The organism is Streptomyces sp. NPDC029139, assembly GCF_055564335.1.
Map to the genome: position 1 here is coordinate 512056 of NZ_JBVHWN010000003.1, position 17352 is coordinate 529407.

Genomic DNA, 17352 nt, shown 5'->3' on the forward strand with positions numbered 1-17352 from the left:
AGGGGGAGCACGGAGCGCCGAGGGGAGCCGTGCCATGCCACTGCTGGAGCCGAACCCGCGGGCCCTGCGTCCGGGCAGGAAGCGGACCCCGGCCCCCGACCGGGTCCCCGATCTCCAGTCCCGCGGCACGCCCCGTCATCTGCGGGAGGAGCTGACCGCGCTCCTCGGCCCGGAGAAGGTGCTCTCGAGGATCTCCGACCTGGTGCGGTACGCCTCCGACGCCAGTCCCTATCGCTTCGTGCCCCAGGTCGTGGTGGTGGCGGAGGACATCGACGACATCTCCGCGGTCCTCTCGTACGCGCACGGCAAGGGCCGCGAAGTGGTGTTCCGGGCGGCCGGGACCAGCCTCAACGGCCAGGCCCAGGGGGAGGACATCCTCGTCGACGTGCGCCGGCACTGGGTGGGCGTCGAGGTGCTGGACGACGGCGCCCGCGCCCGGATCCGCCCCGGCACCACGGTCGTCCGGGCCAACGCCGCCCTCGCCCCGTACGGCCGGATCCTCGGGCCCGACCCGGCGAGCGCCGTCGCCTGCACGATCGGCGGGGTGGTCGCCAACAACGCCTCCGGCATGACCGCCGGCACGACGCGGAACGCGTACCGGACCGTCTCCTCCCTCACCTTCGTCCTGCCGAGCGGCACGGTCGTCGACACCGGCGACCCGGCGGCCGACGAGGAGCTCGCGCGTGCCGAACCGGGCCTGTGCGCGGGGCTGATGGCGCTCAAGGCGGACATCGAGGGCGACGCGGAGCTGGTCGCGCGCATCCGCGCCAAGTACGCCATCAAGAACACCAACGGCTACCGTCTGGACGCCTTCCTGGACGGCGCCACGCCCGTGGAGATCCTGCGGGGACTCATGGTCGGCTCGGAGGGCACGTTCGGTTTCATCTCCGAGGTCGTCTTCGACACCCTGCCGCTGGACCGGCGGGTTTCCACCGCCCTGCTGCTCTTCCCCTCGCTGCCGGCCGCGGCAGCCGCCGTGCCGCGCTTCACCGAGGCGGGGGCGAGGGCGGTCGAGCTGATGGACGGCAACACGCTGCGCGCCTCGGTGAGCGTCGCCGGGGTGCCGGCCGACTGGGCGGAGCTGCCCAAGGAGGCGGCTGCGCTGCTCGTGGAGTTCCGCGCGCCGGACCCGGCCGCGCAGGAGGCGTACGAGCGGGCGGCCGCCGCCGTGCTCGCGGGCCTGGAGCTGATCGCGCCCGTCGCCTCGGTGAGCAACGCCTTCACCCGCGACCCGGGGACGATCACCGCGTACTGGAAGGCCCGCAAGGCGTTCGTGGCCGCCGTGGGCGGCTCGCGCCCCCCGGGTACGACTCTGATCACCGAGGACTTCGCCGTGCCACCGGCCCGGCTCGCCGAGGCCTGCGCGGACCTTCTGGAGCTCCAGTCCCGGCACGGCTTCGACGCGGCCGTCGCCGGGCACGCCGCCCACGGCAACCTGCACTTCCTGCTCGCGTTCGACGCCGCCGACCCCACCGACGTGGAGCGGTACGCCACCTTCATGGACGAGTTCTGCAAGCTGACCGTGGAGCGCTTCGACGGTTCGCTCAAGGCCGAGCACGCCACCGGCCGCAACATCGCCCCCTTCCTGGAGCTGGAGTGGGGCCCGAGGGCGACCGAGCTGATGTGGCGGACCAAGGAGCTCATCGATCCCGACGGGGTCCTCGCGCCGCGGATCGTCCTCGACCGTGACCCGCAGGCCCATCTCCGCGGGCTGAAGACGATCCCCAGGGTGGAGGCCGTCGCGGACCCGTGCATCGAGTGCGGCTTCTGCGAACCGACCTGTCCGAGCCAGGACCTGACGACCACTCCCCGCCAGCGCATCGTGCTGCGCCGGGAGATGCTGCGGCAGAACGACGGCTCTCCGGTGGAGACGAGCCTCCTGGAGGAGTACGGCTACGACGCCGTGGACACCTGCGCCGGCGACTCCACCTGCAAACTGGCCTGCCCCGTCGGCATCGACACGGGGGCGCTGATGAAGGGTTTCCGCCATCAGCGGCACTCCGCGCGCGAGGAGCGGATCGCCTCGCTCGCGGCCCGGAACTTCCGTGCCGTGGAGGCCGCGGCCCGCCTCGCGGTCGCCGCGGCGGACCGGATCGGTGACCGGCTCCTGGGATCGGTCACCGGCCTCGCGCGCAAGGCCGTGCGGCCCGACCTCGTACCGGAATGGCTGCCGGAGATCCCCGCCGCGGCGGCGCGGCGCCTGCCGCGCACCCACCGGCCGGCGGCCGTAGCCGTCTACTACCCGGCCTGTGTGAACCGCGTCTTCGGCGGGCCGGAGGGCACGGGGGGGCCGTCGCTGCCCGAGGCGGTCGTCGCGCTCTCGGCGCGGGCGCGCAGGCCGGTGTGGATCCCGGACGACGTGGCCGGGACGTGCTGCGCGACGATCTGGCACTCCAAGGGGTACGAGCGCGGCAACGAGGTGATGGCCAACCGCATCGTGGAGGCGGCCTGGGGCTGGACGGCCGGCGGGCGCCTGCCCCTCGTCGTCGACGCCTCCTCCTGCACGCTCGGGATCGCCCACGAGGTGGTGCCCTACCTCACCGACGACAACCGGGTGCTGCACGCCGAGCTGACCGTCCTCGACTCGTTGGTCTGGGCGGCCGACGAGCTCCTGCCCCGGCTCGACGTACGGCGGGCGGTGGGCTCGGCGGTGGTGCACCCGACCTGCTCCATGCGGCACCTGGGGGACGAGGAGCGACTGACGGAGCTGGCCCGGGCCTGCGCCGACGAGGTCGTGGTGCCGCAGGAGGCGGGCTGTTGCGCCTTCGCAGGTGACCGGGGAATGCTCCATCCGGAGCTGACGGCCTCGGCCACCGCGCGCGAGGCGGCCGAGGTGACGGCGCGCTCCTTCGACGCGCACCTGTCGGCGAACCGGATGTGCGAGATCGGCATGGACCGGGCGACCGGCCGGAGCTACCACCACGTGCTGCTGGCCCTGGAGCGCGCGACGCGTCCATGACGTGCCCGTTCCGTGTCCGCCCGTGGCGCGGCCACGTCCTGAGCCCCATTCCCCTCCCCTCCCCTCCCCTTCCCCCGCACGCGCCCGCCACCTCGTGCGTGTCCGGACGTCCGGCGCGTCCGGCGCTGGTCGAAGCGGAAGCGAAGAGTCCAACCACCCGTCGCAAGAGTCCAATCCGCGCCCTTGCGCACCATCAGCCCCAACGGCCAGGGTCCTGTGCGGGATTCATGAGCCAGCCGTGCCCACAGCTACTGGAGGTTCCATGAACGACAACGCACCGCAGCCGCCGAGCCGCCGCTCCGTCCTACGGACCACGGCCGGGGTCGCGGGAGCGGGCATCGGCCTCGGCGCCCTGGGCGCCGGCCCCGCCACCGCCGCCACGGCCGCCACGGCCGGAGAGGCCGCCGTCGCCGCCGAGACCGCCGCCGCGGCGACCCGCACGCGCAGAGGCGCCACCATGGCGGGTGTCCCCTTCGACCGGCGCTCCACCGTGCGCGTCGGGATCATCGGCCTCGGCAACCGGGGCGGCAGCATGATCGACCTGTTCCTCGCCCTTCCCTGGGTGCGGGTCGTCGCGCTCTGCGACCCGGTCAGGACGAAGACGGAACGCGCCGCCGCCAAGGTGGTCGCCGCCGGGCAGCCCTCCCCCGCCGTGTACACCCACGGCGAGGACGACTACGAGAACCTCTGCGAGCGCTCCGACCTGGACTTCGTCTATGTGGCGACGCCCTGGGAACTGCACGTCGAGATGGCGCGGGCGGCGATGCTGAACGGCAAGCACGTCGGCGTGGAGTGTCCGATCGCCATGACGATCGAGGACCTGTGGGAGCTGGTCGACCTCTCGGAGCAGACCCGGCGCCACTGCATGCAGCTCGAGAACTGCTGCTACGGCCGCAACGAGATGCGGGTCCTGCGGATGGCGCACGCGGGCAGGTTCGGCGACCTGCTGCACGGCGCGGGGGCGTACAACCACGACCTGCGGGAGCAGATGTTCTCGCCCACGTACTACGAGGGCCCCTGGCGCCGGCTCTGGCACACCCGGCTGCGCGGCGATCTCTACCCGAACCACGGCTTCGGCCCGGTCGCCAACTACATGGACGTCAACCGGGGCGACCGGGTGGTCAGCATCAGCAGCTTCGGGACACCGGCGCTCGGTCTCGCCCAGTACCGGGCGGCGAAGATGCCGGCGGGCGACCCGAGCTGGAAGGAGACGTACATCGGGAGCGACCGGACGATCAGTCTGGTCCAGACGGCGAAGGGCCGTGTGATCCGGCTGGAGCACGACGTCTCGACGCCGCACCCGTACAGCAGGATCAACAGCCTCGGCGGCACCCGCGGCGTGTTCGAGGACTACCCGGCCCGGATCTATCTGGAGCCGGACCACAAGGGGCACCAGTGGGGCGACTTCGCGGCCTACGCCGCGGAGTTCGACCACTGGCTCTGGAAGGAGCACGCCAATCCGCCGGGCGGGCACGGCGGGATGGACTACATCATGATCTACCGGCTGATGCAGTGCATGCAGCTCGGTCTGGTCCCCGACTTCGACGTGTACGACGCGGCGACCTGGACGGCTCCGGTGCCGCTCAGCCACGCCTCGATCAAGGCCAAGGGCGCGCCCCAGGAGATCCCGGACTTCACCCGGGGCGAGTGGAAGAAGGCCCGGTCCGGCGTGGACTCGGTCAAGCCCGCCTAGGCCGTATCACCAGGGACAGGTGGGACGTTCGCACGCCCAGGACGCGACGGCGCGGGTGGTCGCCCTGACCGGCCGCGCCGCTCACGTCCTCGGGCCTCACGGCGCTCAGCAGCGCAGCCGGTCCTCCGTGACCGTGCCCTGAGCCGTCCGCACGCTCCGGTCGTAGCAGCCGCCGGAGCCGGCGAGCCGGTACCGCTCGGACGTCGTTCCGACCGCGTGCCGCTGGTCGCGGGGCACACCGGTGGTGTAGGTGGCGTCACCGGTGTAGCCGTGGTCGAGCCGCGACCAGGAGAGCCGCTCGCCGCCTCGTACGACGTCGGTGCGGGCCCGGTCGCCGAGGGACAGTGCGGTCCGCAGGCGGTCACCCGCGCCGACGGTCGTCTCGCCGTCCATGGTGTACGTGCGGTGGGTGCGGGTGCTGGTGCGCCCGGCGGTCACGGTCTCGTCGTCGGTCCACCGGGCGGTGAGCGCGTCCGGGATCTCGCCCTCGCCCCAACGGTGGGCGGAGGTGTGCGCCAGGGTCCGCGTGACCGTGGTGTCGACGCGGCCGTGCGAGGTGTTGAGATGTCCGGCGACGGTGAGCCGGTGTCCGCCCTCGGTGTCCAGCCGGTGCTCCGTCCCCGCCGGGGTGTACGCCGAGGAGTTGCGGGGAGCGGTCTCCTCGTGGCGGTCGAGCGCGCCGGTGACGACGGCGCGGCCCTCGTCCTGCCAGAGCAGGATGTTGGTGGGTGTGCTCCAGCCGGTCTGTCCGGCGGGAACGCCGACGACCGACACCTCGATCCGATGGGCGCGCCCGTCGTTGAGGAGGGCCGCGAAGGGCGTCAGGTCGTAGACGATCGGCTGGACGTCGAAGGCGCGCGGGCCGGGGGTGACGTACCAGAGGAAGGGGTTGGACCAGCCGCCCGTCCATACCGTCGGGAAGGGTGCGGCGATGCCCGCGAGCCGCCCGTCGACGGAGACCTGGACCTCGCGGTAGGGCCCGTCGGTCGCCTTGCACGAGTACGGGGCGGCGTCGGGCACGGTCAGGTACCAGTACTCCTCGCAGCCACCGCCGGAGCCCGTGGCGTACACCTCGGCGAGGAGGCGTTCGGTGTTGCGCGGGGTGGTCAGACTCGCGGAGTCGAGCGGCAGCACCCGGTCGGGGGTGCCGGTGGCCGGCTTCACCTGCCCCCGGGCCGTGTAGAAGGTGAGCGTGACCCGGACGTCGAGGACGCCGGTGTACGTCTCGTTCACGACATTGCCGATGAGCATCTCGACCGGCTGGGGGCGGCTGAGGGTGTCGCGGTAGCGGGTGACGTCCTTCTCCACCGACCAGGTGATGCCGTCGGGCGAGGGCTGCGGCGTGGAGGTGCGGAAGATCTCCACGCCGCCGACGGTGAGGTGGCCGAGCCGGTCGTACTGACGGCCCTTCACCTTCCCTTCGAGGCGCAGGACGACCTTGTTCCATCGGGTGCCGCACTCCTTCGGCGGTGCGTAGCTCCCCCTGTACGGCGTGAAGTCGCGGAACTGGGCCTCGGCGAGGGTCACTTCACACGAGGGCGTGTCCGGCCTCGCGACGGGCGGCGCGGCGGTGACCGGGTCGTGCCAGTCGCTCGTGAACTCGGGAGGGGGTGTCTCGTACGGAGCCAGTGCGCCCGCCGGCGGGGCGGTGAGCAGCGCTCCGGCGGCCAGGACGAACCCGCCGATCACGCTCACGACCTTGTGATGTCTCATGGGACCGGAGTGAAGCGCGGGGTGCTCGGGGCGTCCAGAGGGCGTGGGTGGACCTTGGCGTGTTCTGTGCCCCGATGCGAATAAATCGATTGCCGTACGGGGTCACGGAACGCGAACCTTGCACGGTTTGAGCCATCTGACGAAGAACCGGAAGACCCTGGGAAGCCATGCAGATTCGCGATCTACCGTACGCCGATCCAGGGGCCCCCGATGTCCGCTCGGGCACGCGGTTCCTCCTCTGGCTCGGCCGTAATCAACTCGCGGGGCAGGTCAAGTCCCTCTTGTGGGGTCTGCTGCTGCAGCTCGGCATCGCCGGCCTGCCCCTCGCCGTCGGGCTGGCCGTGCAGGCGGTCGTCGACCGCGACGGCGGGCGCCTCGGACTGGCGGGCGGGCTGCTCGCCCTGCTCGGCGCCGCCATCGCGGTCGGCGACACGATGCTCCACCGCACCGCCGTCACCAACTGGATCACGGCCGCCGCGCGCGTCCAGCAGCTCCTCTCCCGCAAGACCGCCGAGCTCGGTTCCGTGCTGACCCGGCGGGTCGCCGCCGGGGAGATCGTCTCCGTTTCGACGGGTGACGTGGAAAAAATCGGATGGTTCGTCGAGGCGCTGTCCCGGTTCGCCGCGGCGGCCGTGACCCTGGTCCTCGTCTGCGTCGGGCTGGTGGTCTACCAGCCTGCGCTCGGCGCCGTGGTGGCGGTCGGTGTGCCGGTCCTCGCCCTCGCCGTGCTGCCGCTGCTCCCCCGCGCCACGCGCCGGGCGGACGTCCAGCGCGAGAAGGCGGGCAAGGCCACCGAGCTGGCCTCCGACACCGTGGCGGGGTTGCGGGTGCTGCGCGGGATCGGCGGCGAGGAGCTGTTCCTCGGCCGCTACCGCACCGCCTCGCAGGAGGTGCGCAGGGCCGCCGTCCGCAGCGCCCGGATGTGGGCACTGATCGCGGCGGTCCAGGTCCTGCTGCCGGGAATCCTGCTCATCGCGGTCGTGGCGTACGGGGCGCGGCTCGCCCTGGACGGGCGCATCAGCGTCGGTGAGCTGGTCACCGTCTACGGAGCGGTGGCGCTCACCCATCATCCGCTGCGGAACTTCGAGGAGATCGCGATGGCCTTCTCCTTCTCGCGGCCTTCCGCCAAGCGGGCCGCGCGCGTGCTCGCGCTGACCCGCACGACGACGGCCACCGCCGACGTCGGCCGCACGGCGTCCGGCGACCTGTACGACCCGGCCACCGGTCTGCTCGCGCCCGCCGGGCTCCTCACGGCGGTCGTCTGCGGTGACCCGGACGCGGCCGGGCGCCTCGCGGACCGGCTCGGCGGCCATCCGACGGAGCCGGACGAGGGGCATGCCTCCGTCCTGCTCGGCGGCGTCCCCCTCGACGAGCTGGAGCTGGCCGAGGCCCGCACCGCCGTGCTCGTCCAGGACAAGGATCCGGTGCTGCTCTCCGGCACGCTCCGCGAACTCCTCGACGTGCCCTCCTCGGGTGCGGTCGCGGCGGAGGACGCCCTGGCCGCCGCGCAGTGCGGGGACGTGCTGGACGCGCTCGCGCAGGCGTCCGTCGACAGCGGCGGCGACCCGATGGAGACCCGGATCACCGAACGCGGCCGGTCGCTGTCCGGCGGCCAGCGCCAGCGCCTGGCGCTGGCCCGCTCGCTGGTCACCGACCCGAAGGTGCTGGTCCTCGACGAGCCGACCTCGGCCGTCGACTCGCACACCGAGGCCCGGGTCGCGGCCGGGGTCAAACGCCTGCGCGCGGGCGCGACGACGGTGGTCCTCGCCTCGTCGCCGCTGCTGCTGGATCTCGCCGACCGGGTCGTCCTGATCGACGAGGAGGAGGTCGTGGCGGTGGGCACGCATCGCGAGCTGCTGCGCGGCGAGCCGCGCTACCGGGCCGTCGTCACCCGGGAGACGGAGGAGGAGCTCGCGCGCACCCCCTCCGCCGGCCCGGAATCCCTCGACGAACTCGAAGAGCTGGAAGGAGAGTCGGCATGATCGGCCTGGCGCCACCGGCGTACGATCCGGCGGCCCCGCAGTCGGCGACGACGCTGCCTGTCGGCACCCCCGCGACCGTACGCGCCTATGTACGGGAGCTGCTGCGCCGCCACCGAGGGGCGTTCGCGCTGCTCATCGGCGTCAACGCGATCGCGGTGATCGCCTCGATGGCCGGTCCGTACCTGCTCGGCTCGCTCGTCGAGCGGCTCGCGGCGGGCGAGAGGGATCTCCGGCTGGAGCCCACGATCGCCCTGTTCGTGGTCGCGCTGGCCGTCCAGACGTACTTCGTGCGCCAGGTGCGGCTGCGCGGCGCGATGCTGGGCGAGGAGATGCTGGCCGATCTGCGCGAGGACTTCCTCGTCCGGTCGGTCGGTCTGCCGCCCGGCGTCCTGGAGCGGGCCGGAACGGGCGACCTGCTGTCCCGTATCACCACCGACATCGACCGGCTGGCCAACGCGATGCGCGAGGCCGTCCCGCAGCTCGCCATCGGGGTCGTGTGGGCCGGTCTGCTGATCGGCGGGCTCGCCGCGACCGCTCCGCCGCTCGCGCTCGCGCTCGTGCCGGCCGCGGCGCTGCTGCTCGTCGGCTGCCGCTGGTACTTCCGGCGCGCGCCGGCGGCCTACCGCTCGGAGGCCGCGGGCTACGCGGCGGTCGCGGCCGCGCTCGCCGAGACGGTCGACGCCGGCCGCACGGTGGAGGCGCACCGCCTCGGGGCCCGTCGGGTCGCCCTCTCCGACCAGCGTGTCCTCGAGTGGACGCGGTGGGAGAGGTACACGCTCTTCCTCCGCTCGGTGCTCTTCCCGGTCGTCAATCTCACGCACATCCTGGTCCTGGCGGGCGTGCTGATGCTCGGCGGTGTCTTCGTCCTGCGGGGCTGGCTCGACGTCGGGCAGCTCACCACGGGCGCGCTGCTCGCGCAGATGCTGGTGGACCCGATCGGCATCATCCTGCGCTGGTACGACGAACTGCAGGTGGCCCAGGTGTCGCTGGCGCGGCTCGTCGGCGTCCGGGACATCGAGCCGGAGGCGGGGGACGACGACGTACGGCCCGACGGCCGGGCGGTCCGGGTGGACGAGGTGCGCTTCGGCTACCGGGAGGGCGTCGACGTGCTGCACCGGGTGTCGATGGACGTCGCCCCGGGCACCCGGCTCGCGCTGGTCGGCCCCTCCGGGGCGGGCAAGTCGACGCTGGGCCGGTTGCTGGCGGGCATCTACGCCCCCCGCACCGGCTCGGTCACGCTCGGCTCCGCCGAGCTGTCGAGCATGCCGGCCGAGCGGGTCCGCGAGCATGTGGCCCTGGTCAACCAGGAGCACCACGTCTTCGTGGGCTCGCTCCGCGACAACCTGCTGCTGGCCCGGACGGGCGCCGAGGACGCCGAGCTGTGGGCGGCGCTCGGCGCGGTCGACGCGGAGGGCTGGGCGCGGGCGCTGGACGAGGGCCTGGACACGGAGGTCGGTTCGGGCGGGCTGGCGCTCACCCCGGCCCAGGCCCAGCAGATCGCCCTGGCCCGCCTGGTCCTCGCCGATCCGCACACCCTGGTCCTGGACGAGGCGACCTCGCTCCTGGACCCGCGGGCGGCCCGTCATCTGGAGCGCTCGCTGGCCCGCGTCCTGGACGGGCGTACCGTCGTGGCGATCGCCCACCGCCTGCACACCGCGCACGACGCGGATGTGATCGCGGTGGTCGAGGGCGGCCGGATCAGCGAGCTGGGCAGCCATGACGAGCTGGTGGCGGCGGACGGCGCGTACGCGGCGCTGTGGAGGTCGTGGCACGGCTGACGGACCGGGCAAGGGCCCGCCGCTCCTTCCGGGGCGGCGGGCCCTTCGGTCTGAGCGAGCCGCGCCGCTCCCTACGACCGGCGCGCCTGCTGGGAGGCGCACGTCCAGATCACCGGGCGCACGCGCCCGGAGGCGTCCGTCGCGCGTCCGCCGACCCGGTCGTCGTCCGTCACCGTGTAGGCGGCGGAGGCGCCCGTCGGCGCGAGGCGGGGCAGGACGAGCGCGGGCCCGGCGCCCGGCCAGTACTGGGCCTGCTCGGGCGGGGCGGTGTCCGGGGGCCACGGGCCGGTGATCGGCGAGTCGCCCACGGTGCCCACGGCCACGCCGCTGCCCGGGCTGATGTCCTCCAGGGTGGCGGAGGTCCGGCCACCGGGAGGCGCGATCCACAGGGGCTCCTCGGCGTAGGGAGGCGTCCAGTGCAGACCGGCCGACTCCATGGCCCTGCTGTAGCCGAAGGTGCCGGCCATACGGCCGCGGTCGTCGATGTCGCGGGGTACGTAGGAGGAGTACGTGTCGCCCGGGTACACGGGCGGCAGTTCGCGCGCCGGGGCCGACCGGTCCGCGGACCAGAGCAGGGCGACGTTGTAGCCGGCGTACTCCTCGCCCTCGCCGTAGCCGCTGCCCACGATCTGTCCCGCGTTGTTGATCCCGGTGACCTCCTCGACCCGGACATGCGGCGGGACCGCGAGTTCCCGGCGGATCGTCCGGCCCCACCACTCGACCCCCGTGACCCGGCCCTCGGCGTCGTGCCGGTATCCGACGATCCGGCCACGGTCGTCGAGGTCCTTGGCATGGCCGCCGCCCGGCAGCACGGTGACCGCGCGGGCGCCGATCCGGTAGCTGAAGGGCGCCGGGCCGCGGCCCGGGCCCGACAGGGTGCCGGCCATGAGGCCGTACCGGTTGACCGCCTCCACCGTGCCCCCGGTGTATCCGGCGGGCAGCGGAACGGCGTGCGCCCGCGTCCCCCGCCAGTACACCGGCTTCCCGTCGGAGCTGCCGACCGCCGTCCGGCCCCGGCCGAGGTCGGTGACCACTCCCCCGCCCGTCGAGGACAGGGTGCCGAGCACGGTGATCGACGGAGTGCAGGGACGGGAACCGGCCGCTCGTGCCGGTGTCTGCGCGGGTACGGCCAGGGCGAGCGCGAGTGCGGCCAGTGCCGTCACCGCCGCCGCCGTCCCCCGTCTCGCTCGGCGCGCCGTACGTATGTGCTGTTCCTCCATGCGGACCCCCCAGGCCGGCAGTCGGATCCGACGGGCACTGACGGCCCGTCGGGAGCACCACATCATGGAGGGCCGGCGGGCCGGTGCGCCAGACGGCGCGCGCGTCCGCGGGCGCCGCCGCGCGGAGGGTCCGCTACACGAAGCCGAGGGCCGACGCCCCGCCGACACCGCCGAGCAGCATGAAGGCCGGCATCAGGACCTTGAGCTCGACCCAGCTGCCGGCCCGGAAGCGCATCCCCTTCGGCGGGCCGACCGGGTACCACCGCTTGCGCCCCACGGGGATCGGCCACAGGATCGGGCAGCCGGAGACGGTCAGGGCGTCGCCGATGTCGTGGACGAGGGCGCCGAGGACGATCGGCAGGCCCAGCCAGAGGTACTCCTGGCCGGGGCCGGTGAAGAGCCAGTCGGAGCCGTTGCCGGGCTGGTCCAGGACGCCCGCGAGGATCCAGGCGCTGGTGGCGCCCAGCAGCCAGACGAGGATGTCGCTGGACATCCGGGCGGCCCGCCACAGCAGGCCCTCGACGGCCAGCACGAGGTGGACGAAGAGGAGGGCGAGCACGGCCCAGCGACCGCCGGTGATCGCCAGGACCGACGCTCCGGCGCCGATGAGGACGGCCCAGAGCCAGGTGTGGGTGAGGGTGCGGTGCCCGCCCGACCGGCGGGGGTCGGCGGTGGAGCGCGTGGCTTTGTAGACGGCGTACGAGAGCTTGTCGACGATCTCGCAGAGCCCCTTGGAGACCGGTCCGAAGGCGCGCGAGATGGTCGCGGACTTGTGGTCCAGGTCGGGGGCGAGGGCGGCGCCCGCGCAGATCAGGGCTCCGACGACGACGACCGGCCAGGGCATCGGGTGGCCCGCGGCCGCCGCCGCCGCTCCGACGCCCAGCCAGGCCGCCGCTCCGGACAGCGAGTGCGCCGGTCCCATCATGCTTGTGCCCGCCCCATTCCTACGGTGCCGGCGCTCAGTTGACGGCCGGTCGACGGGTCAGCGTATCGTCCGTGATCTTGCCGCCGGTGGCCGGTTCCCTCATCCGGGCGGAATCCAGGCAAGATGGGGGGCGTGACCCTTATCGATCAGCTGCCGCCGAACGCCGACCCCGACGCCCTCTTCGAGGCTTTCTCCTCATGGGCGGAGGGCCGGGGCATCACGCTCTACCCGGCCCAGGAGGAAGCGCTGATCGAAGTGGTCTCCGGCGCGAACGTGATCTTGTCCACGCCCACCGGCTCGGGAAAGTCGCTGGTCGCGGCGGCCGCGCACTTCACGGCGCTGGCGAACGACCAGGTGACCTTCTACACCGCGCCGATCAAGGCGCTGGTGTCGGAGAAGTTCTTCGACCTGTGCAAGCTCTTCGGCACCGAGAACGTCGGCATGCTGACCGGTGACGCGTCCGTGAACGCCGACGCGCCGGTCATCTGCTGCACCGCCGAGGTGCTGGCCTCGATCGCGCTGCGGGACGGCAGGTACGCCGACATCGGCCAGGTCGTCATGGACGAGTTCCACTTCTACGCGGAGCCGGACCGCGGCTGGGCCTGGCAGATTCCCCTCCTGGAACTCCCCCAGGCACAGTTCGTCCTCATGTCGGCGACGCTCGGCGACGTGTCGATGTTCGAGAAGGACCTGACCCGGCGGACCGGGCGGCCCACCTCGGTGGTCCGCTCGGCGACACGGCCGGTGCCGCTCTCGTACGAGTACCGGCTGACGCCGATCACGGACACGCTCACGGAGCTCCTGGAGACCAGGCAGGCGCCGGTCTACATCGTCCACTTCACGCAGGCGCAGGCCGTCGAGCGGGCGCAGTCGCTGATGAGCATCAACATGTGCTCGCGCGAGGAGAAGGACAAGATCGCCGAGCTGATCGGCAACTTCCGCTTCACCACCAAGTTCGGCCAGAACCTCTCACGTTATGTCCGCCACGGCATCGGCGTGCACCACGCGGGCATGCTGCCGAAGTACCGCCGGCTGGTGGAGAAGCTGGCGCAGGCGGGCCTGTTGAAGGTGATCTGCGGGACGGACACGCTCGGCGTGGGCGTCAACGTCCCGATCCGCACGGTGCTGTTCACGGCGCTGACGAAGTACGACGGCACCCGGGTGCGCACGCTGCGGGCCCGTGAGTTCCACCAGATCGCGGGCCGGGCCGGGCGGGCCGGCTTCGACACCGCCGGTCTGGTGGTCGCGCAGGCGCCCGAGCACGTCATCGAGAACGAGAAGGCGCTCGCGAAGGCGGGCGACGACCCGAAGAAGCGCCGCAAGGTGGTGCGCAAGAAGGCTCCGGAGGGCTTCGTCGCCTGGAGCGAGACCACCTTCGAGAAGCTGATCGCCGCCGATCCGGAGCCGCTGACCTCCCGCTTCAAGGTCACCAACATCATGCTGCTGTCGGTGATCGCCCGCCCGGGCAACGCGTTCGAGGCGATGCGCAAGCTCCTGGAGGACAACCACGAGCCCCGCAAGGCACAGCTGCGGCACATCCGCCGGGCCATCGCGATCTACCGCTCGCTGCTCGACGGCGGTGTGGTGGAGCGGCTGGACAAGCCGGACGCCGAGGGCCGCATCATCCGGCTCACCGTCGACCTGCAGCAGGACTTCGCGCTCAACCAGCCGCTGTCGACGTTCGCGCTCGCCGCGTTCGACCTGCTCGACCCGGAGTCGCCGTCCTACGCCCTGGACATGGTCTCGGTCGTCGAGTCGACCCTCGACGACCCGCGCCAGATCCTCGCCGCCATGCAGAACAAGGCGCGCGGCGAGGCCGTCGGGCGGATGAAGGCGGACGGTGTCGAGTACGAGGAGCGCATGGAGCGGCTCCAGGACATCTCGTACCCGAAGCCGCTGGAGGAGCTGCTCTGGCACGCGTACGACGTCTACCGGAAGTCGCACCCGTGGGTGGGCGACCATCCGGTGTCGCCGAAGTCGGTCATCCGTGACATGTACGAACGGGCGCTGACCTTCACGGAGTTCACGTCCTGGTACGAGCTGGCGCGGACCGAGGGCATCGTGCTGCGCTATCTGGCGAGCGCGTACAAGGCGCTGGACCACACGATTCCGGACGATCTGAAGACCGAGGATCTGGAGGACCTGATCGAGTGGCTCGGCGAGATGGTGCGCCAGGTGGACTCCTCGCTGCTCGACGAGTGGGAGCAGCTGGCGAACCCCGAGGTCGAGACGGCCGAGGAGGCGCAGGAGAAGGCCGACCAGGTCAAGCCGGTCACCGCGAACGCCCGCGCCTTCCGGGTCCTGGTGCGCAACGCGATGTTCCGCCGGGTGGAGCTGGCGGCCCTGGACAACGTGGACGCGCTGGGCGAGCTGGACGCCGAGTCCGGCTGGGACGCGGACGCGTGGGGCGAGGCGATGGACGCGTACTGGGACGAGTACGACGACCTCGGTACGGGTCCGGACGCGCGCGGCCCGAAGCTGCTGTCGATCGAGGAGGACGCGGCCCACGGGCTGTGGCGCGTCCGGCAGACCTTCGCCGATCCCAACGGCGACCATGACTGGGGCATCAGCGCGGAGGTGGATCTCGCGGCCTCCGACGAGGAGGGCCGCGCGATCGTCCGTGTGACGTCCGTCGGACAGCTGTAGCGGTCAGCCAGGGTTAAGGAGCGCAGTCGTGACCAATCCCGCCGAGAGCCTCGTCGGCCTGCTCGATCTGGAGCAGATCGAGGTCAACATCTTCCGCGGGCAGAGCCCGCAGGAGTCGCTGCAACGGGTCTTCGGCGGGCAGGTCGCCGGGCAGGCCCTGGTGGCGGCCGGACGCACCACGGAGGGCGACCGGCCGGTGCACTCGCTGCACTCCTACTTCCTGCGGCCGGGACGGCCCGGGGTGCCGATCGTCTACCAGGTGGAGCGGGTGCGGGACGGTCGTTCGTTCACCACCCGCCGGGTCACGGCGATCCAGCAGGGGCGCACGATCTTCAATCTGACGGCCTCCTTCCACCTGCCGGAGGAGTCCGGGTTCGAGCACCAGCTGCCGCCGCGGCACATGGTGGACCCGGAGACCCTGCCGAGGCTCGCGGACGAGATCCGCGACCACCTGGGCACGCTGCCGGAGGCCCTGGAGCGGATGGCGCGGCGCCAGCCGTTCGACATCCGCTACGTGGACCGGCTGCGCTGGACGAAGGACGAGGTCAAGGACGCGGACCCGCGCAGCGCGGTGTGGATGCGGGCGGTCGGCCCGCTCGGCGACGACCCGCTGGTGCACACCTGTGCCCTGACGTACGCCTCGGACATGACGCTCCTGGACGCGGTACGGATCCCGGTGGAGCCGCTGTGGGGGCCGCGGGGCTTCGACATGGCCTCGCTGGACCACGCGATGTGGTTCCACCGCCCCTTCCGGGCGGACGAGTGGTTCCTGTACGACCAGGAGTCCCCGATCGCGACGGGCGGCCGCGGCCTGGCCCGCGGCAGGATCTACGACCGCGAGGGGCGGCTGCTCGTCTCCGTGGTCCAGGAGGGGCTGTTCCGCAAGCTCTAGCGGGTGTCCTGCCGGAAGCAGGACACCCGCTAAGTGCCGGGGAGGGTGTCCTGGTCGACCTCGTGGCGGCGGGTGCGGATGTCCGGGCCCGGAGGGTGGAGTTTGGCGTCGCAGGCGGGGCCGAGGCCCGTGCGGCGGGATTCCGCGCCGGTCAGGGGGCGGCCGCACAGTCGGCACCGTACGCGCCGTCGCGTGCTCTGCGGGGCGGGATCGATGTCGATTGCCAGCGGTTCGTCACTCATGTTGTGATCACACCCTAGTCTCGACGAGGAGCTCTCCATGAGTGTGTACGACATCCCCCTGCGAACGCTGTCCGGCGACCCGATCTCGCTGGCCGACTACCGCGACCAGGCCGTCCTGGTGGTCAACGTGGCCTCCAAGTGTGGTCTGACCCCCCAGTACGAGGGCCTCGAGCGGCTGCAGAAGGAGTACGGGGAGAAGGGCTTCACCGTGCTCGGGGTGCCCTGCAACCAGTTCCTGGGCCAGGAGCCGGGGAGCGCGGACGAGATCCAGACGTTCTGCTCGGTGACGTACGGCGTGACCTTCCCCCTCCTGGAGAAGACGGACGTGAACGGCGAGGACCGTCACCCGCTCTACGCGGAGCTGACGAAGGTCGCCGACGCCGACGGCGCGGCCGGGGACGTCCAGTGGAACTTCGAGAAGTTCCTCGTCGGCAAGGACGGGCGGATCACCCGCTTCCGTCCGCGTGTCGAGCCCGAGGCCGCCGAGGTCGTCGCGGCCATCGAGGCCCAGCTTGTCTGACGCGACGGTCGTCACCCGGCTGCGCGCGGCCGGCTGCGTCTTCGCCGAGGAGGAGGCGGAGATGCTGCTCGCCGCCGCGGCCGGTTCCGCCGAGCTCGACGCGATGGTCGAGCGCCGCGCCGCCGGACTGCCCCTGGAACACGTCGTGGGCTGGGCCGCCTTCGGCGGGCTGCGCATCGAGGTCGACAGCGGGGTGTTCGTGCCCCGGCGCCGGACGGAGTTCCTCGTCGAGCAGGCCGTGGGCCTGGCCCGGCCAGGGGCGGTGTGTGTCGATCTGTGCTGCGGTTCCGGCGCGGCGGGGGCGGTGCTGCTCTCCGCCGTGGAGGGCGCTGAGGTGTACGCCTCGGACATCGAGCCGGCCGCCGTGCGCTGCGCGCGGCGCAACATCGAGCCGCGCGGCGGCCGGGTCTTCGAGGGCGATCTGTTCGCCCCGCTGCCGGACGCGTTGCGCGGCCGGGTCGAGGTGCTGGTGGCCAATGTGCCGTACGTGCCGACCGAGGAGGTCGGCCTGCTGCCGCCCGAGGCGCGCGAGCACGAGCCGCTGATCGCGCTCGACGGTGGCCCGGACGGACTCGACGTGCTGCGCAGGGTGGCCGCCGAGGCCGCCGAGTGGCTGGCCCCGGGCGGACACCTGCTGGTCGAGACGAGCGAGCGCCAGGCCGCCCGGGCCGTCGAGGCGGTCTCCGGACACGGCCTGACCCCGCGCTCGGTCACGTCGGACGAGCTCTACGCGACGGTCGTCGTCTCGACGCGTCACTGACGCGCGCGGGACGGCCGGCCGT

The 17352-nt window shown here is 72.6% G+C and carries 12 protein-coding genes; 8 read left to right on the top strand and 4 right to left on the bottom strand.

Going from position 1 to position 17352, the window contains the following annotated elements:
• The first annotated feature begins 34 nt into the window (after positions 1-34).
• On the top strand, positions 35-2959 hold the full coding sequence (locus tag ACZ4VW_RS10235) for an FAD-binding and (Fe-S)-binding domain-containing protein (RefSeq protein ID WP_467960502.1): 2925 nt from the start codon (positions 35-37) through the stop codon (positions 2957-2959).
• Positions 2960-3221: 262 nt separating this feature from the next.
• On the top strand, positions 3222-4652 hold the full coding sequence (locus ACZ4VW_RS10240; protein WP_467960504.1) for a Gfo/Idh/MocA family protein: 1431 nt from the start codon (positions 3222-3224) through the stop codon (positions 4650-4652).
• A 105-nt stretch (positions 4653-4757) separates the two neighbouring features.
• On the opposite strand, the gene ACZ4VW_RS10245 is transcribed toward ACZ4VW_RS10240, so the two are convergent.
• Positions 4758-6365 carry a peptide-N4-asparagine amidase gene (locus ACZ4VW_RS10245; RefSeq protein ID WP_467960506.1) on the bottom strand — a complete coding sequence of 536 codons (1608 nt, stop codon included), beginning with the start codon at positions 6363-6365 and terminating at the stop codon, positions 4758-4760.
• A gap of 167 nt (positions 6366-6532) precedes the next feature.
• On the opposite strand from ACZ4VW_RS10245, the gene ACZ4VW_RS10250 reads away from it, so the two are divergent.
• Together ACZ4VW_RS10250 and ACZ4VW_RS10255 are read left to right on the top strand one after the other, a co-directional pair.
• The gene (locus tag ACZ4VW_RS10250) at positions 6533-8347 is read left to right on the top strand and encodes an ABC transporter transmembrane domain-containing protein (protein WP_467960508.1); all 1815 of its coding nucleotides are present in this window, start codon (positions 6533-6535) and stop codon (positions 8345-8347) included.
• The gene (locus tag ACZ4VW_RS10255; RefSeq protein WP_467960510.1) at positions 8344-10125 is read left to right on the top strand and encodes an ABC transporter ATP-binding protein; all 1782 of its coding nucleotides are present in this window, start codon (positions 8344-8346) and stop codon (positions 10123-10125) included. Before ACZ4VW_RS10250 ends, ACZ4VW_RS10255 begins: the two co-directional genes overlap by 4 nt.
• Positions 10126-10196: 71 nt before the next feature.
• Here the strand turns inward: ACZ4VW_RS10255 and ACZ4VW_RS10260 are convergent, their stop codons facing one another.
• Entirely contained in the window at positions 10197-11345 is a 1149-nt protein-coding gene (locus ACZ4VW_RS10260) for a hypothetical protein (RefSeq protein WP_467960512.1), read from the bottom strand.
• Positions 11346-11478: 133 nt separating this feature from the next.
• Positions 11479-12270, bottom strand: a complete 792-nt coding sequence (locus ACZ4VW_RS10265) for a metal-dependent hydrolase (protein ID WP_467960514.1) — start codon at positions 12268-12270, stop codon at positions 11479-11481.
• 132 nt (positions 12271-12402) lie between these two features.
• Here ACZ4VW_RS10265 and ACZ4VW_RS10270 point away from each other — a divergent pair, with 132 nt between their 5' ends.
• Together ACZ4VW_RS10270 and ACZ4VW_RS10275 are read left to right on the top strand one after the other, a co-directional pair.
• Positions 12403-14916, top strand: a complete 2514-nt coding sequence (locus ACZ4VW_RS10270; protein WP_467960516.1) for a DEAD/DEAH box helicase — start codon at positions 12403-12405, stop codon at positions 14914-14916.
• A gap of 28 nt (positions 14917-14944) precedes the next feature.
• Positions 14945-15808 carry an acyl-CoA thioesterase gene (locus ACZ4VW_RS10275; RefSeq protein ID WP_467960518.1) on the top strand — a complete coding sequence of 288 codons (864 nt, stop codon included), beginning with the start codon at positions 14945-14947 and terminating at the stop codon, positions 15806-15808.
• Between the two features lie 29 nt (positions 15809-15837).
• Here ACZ4VW_RS10275 and ACZ4VW_RS10280 read toward each other — a convergent pair whose 3' ends face one another.
• A complete protein-coding gene (locus ACZ4VW_RS10280; protein ID WP_467960520.1) occupies positions 15838-16050 on the bottom strand; it encodes a DUF6011 domain-containing protein in 213 nt (70 codons plus the stop codon).
• 37 nt (positions 16051-16087) lie between these two features.
• Here ACZ4VW_RS10280 and ACZ4VW_RS10285 point away from each other — a divergent pair, with 37 nt between their 5' ends.
• Both ACZ4VW_RS10285 and ACZ4VW_RS10290 read left to right on the top strand, forming a co-directional pair.
• Complete coding sequence (locus ACZ4VW_RS10285; protein ID WP_467960522.1) at positions 16088-16570, top strand: glutathione peroxidase; 483 nt, start codon at positions 16088-16090, stop codon at positions 16568-16570.
• Positions 16563-17330, top strand: a complete 768-nt coding sequence (locus ACZ4VW_RS10290) for a putative protein N(5)-glutamine methyltransferase (RefSeq protein ID WP_467960524.1) — start codon at positions 16563-16565, stop codon at positions 17328-17330. Before ACZ4VW_RS10285 ends, ACZ4VW_RS10290 begins: the two co-directional genes overlap by 8 nt.
• The last annotated feature ends 22 nt before the right edge of the window (positions 17331-17352 follow it).

Excerpts from the sequence above, each read along its gene's own strand:
- ACZ4VW_RS10235 (WP_467960502.1), top strand. The coding sequence starts at position 35 with ATGCCACTGCTGGAGCCGAACCCGCGGGCCCTGCGTCCGGGCAGGAAG.
- ACZ4VW_RS10240 (WP_467960504.1), top strand. The coding sequence starts at position 3,222 with ATGAACGACAACGCACCGCAGCCGCCGAGCCGCCGCTCCGTCCTACGG.
- ACZ4VW_RS10245 (WP_467960506.1), bottom strand. The coding sequence starts at position 6,365 with ATGAGACATCACAAGGTCGTGAGCGTGATCGGCGGGTTCGTCCTGGCC.
- ACZ4VW_RS10250 (WP_467960508.1), top strand. The coding sequence starts at position 6,533 with ATGCAGATTCGCGATCTACCGTACGCCGATCCAGGGGCCCCCGATGTC.
- ACZ4VW_RS10255 (WP_467960510.1), top strand. The coding sequence starts at position 8,344 with ATGATCGGCCTGGCGCCACCGGCGTACGATCCGGCGGCCCCGCAGTCG.
- ACZ4VW_RS10260 (WP_467960512.1), bottom strand. The coding sequence starts at position 11,345 with ATGGAGGAACAGCACATACGTACGGCGCGCCGAGCGAGACGGGGGACG.
- ACZ4VW_RS10265 (WP_467960514.1), bottom strand. The coding sequence starts at position 12,270 with ATGATGGGACCGGCGCACTCGCTGTCCGGAGCGGCGGCCTGGCTGGGC.
- ACZ4VW_RS10280 (WP_467960520.1), bottom strand. The coding sequence starts at position 16,050 with ATGAGTGACGAACCGCTGGCAATCGACATCGATCCCGCCCCGCAGAGC.
- ACZ4VW_RS10285 (WP_467960522.1), top strand. The coding sequence starts at position 16,088 with ATGAGTGTGTACGACATCCCCCTGCGAACGCTGTCCGGCGACCCGATC.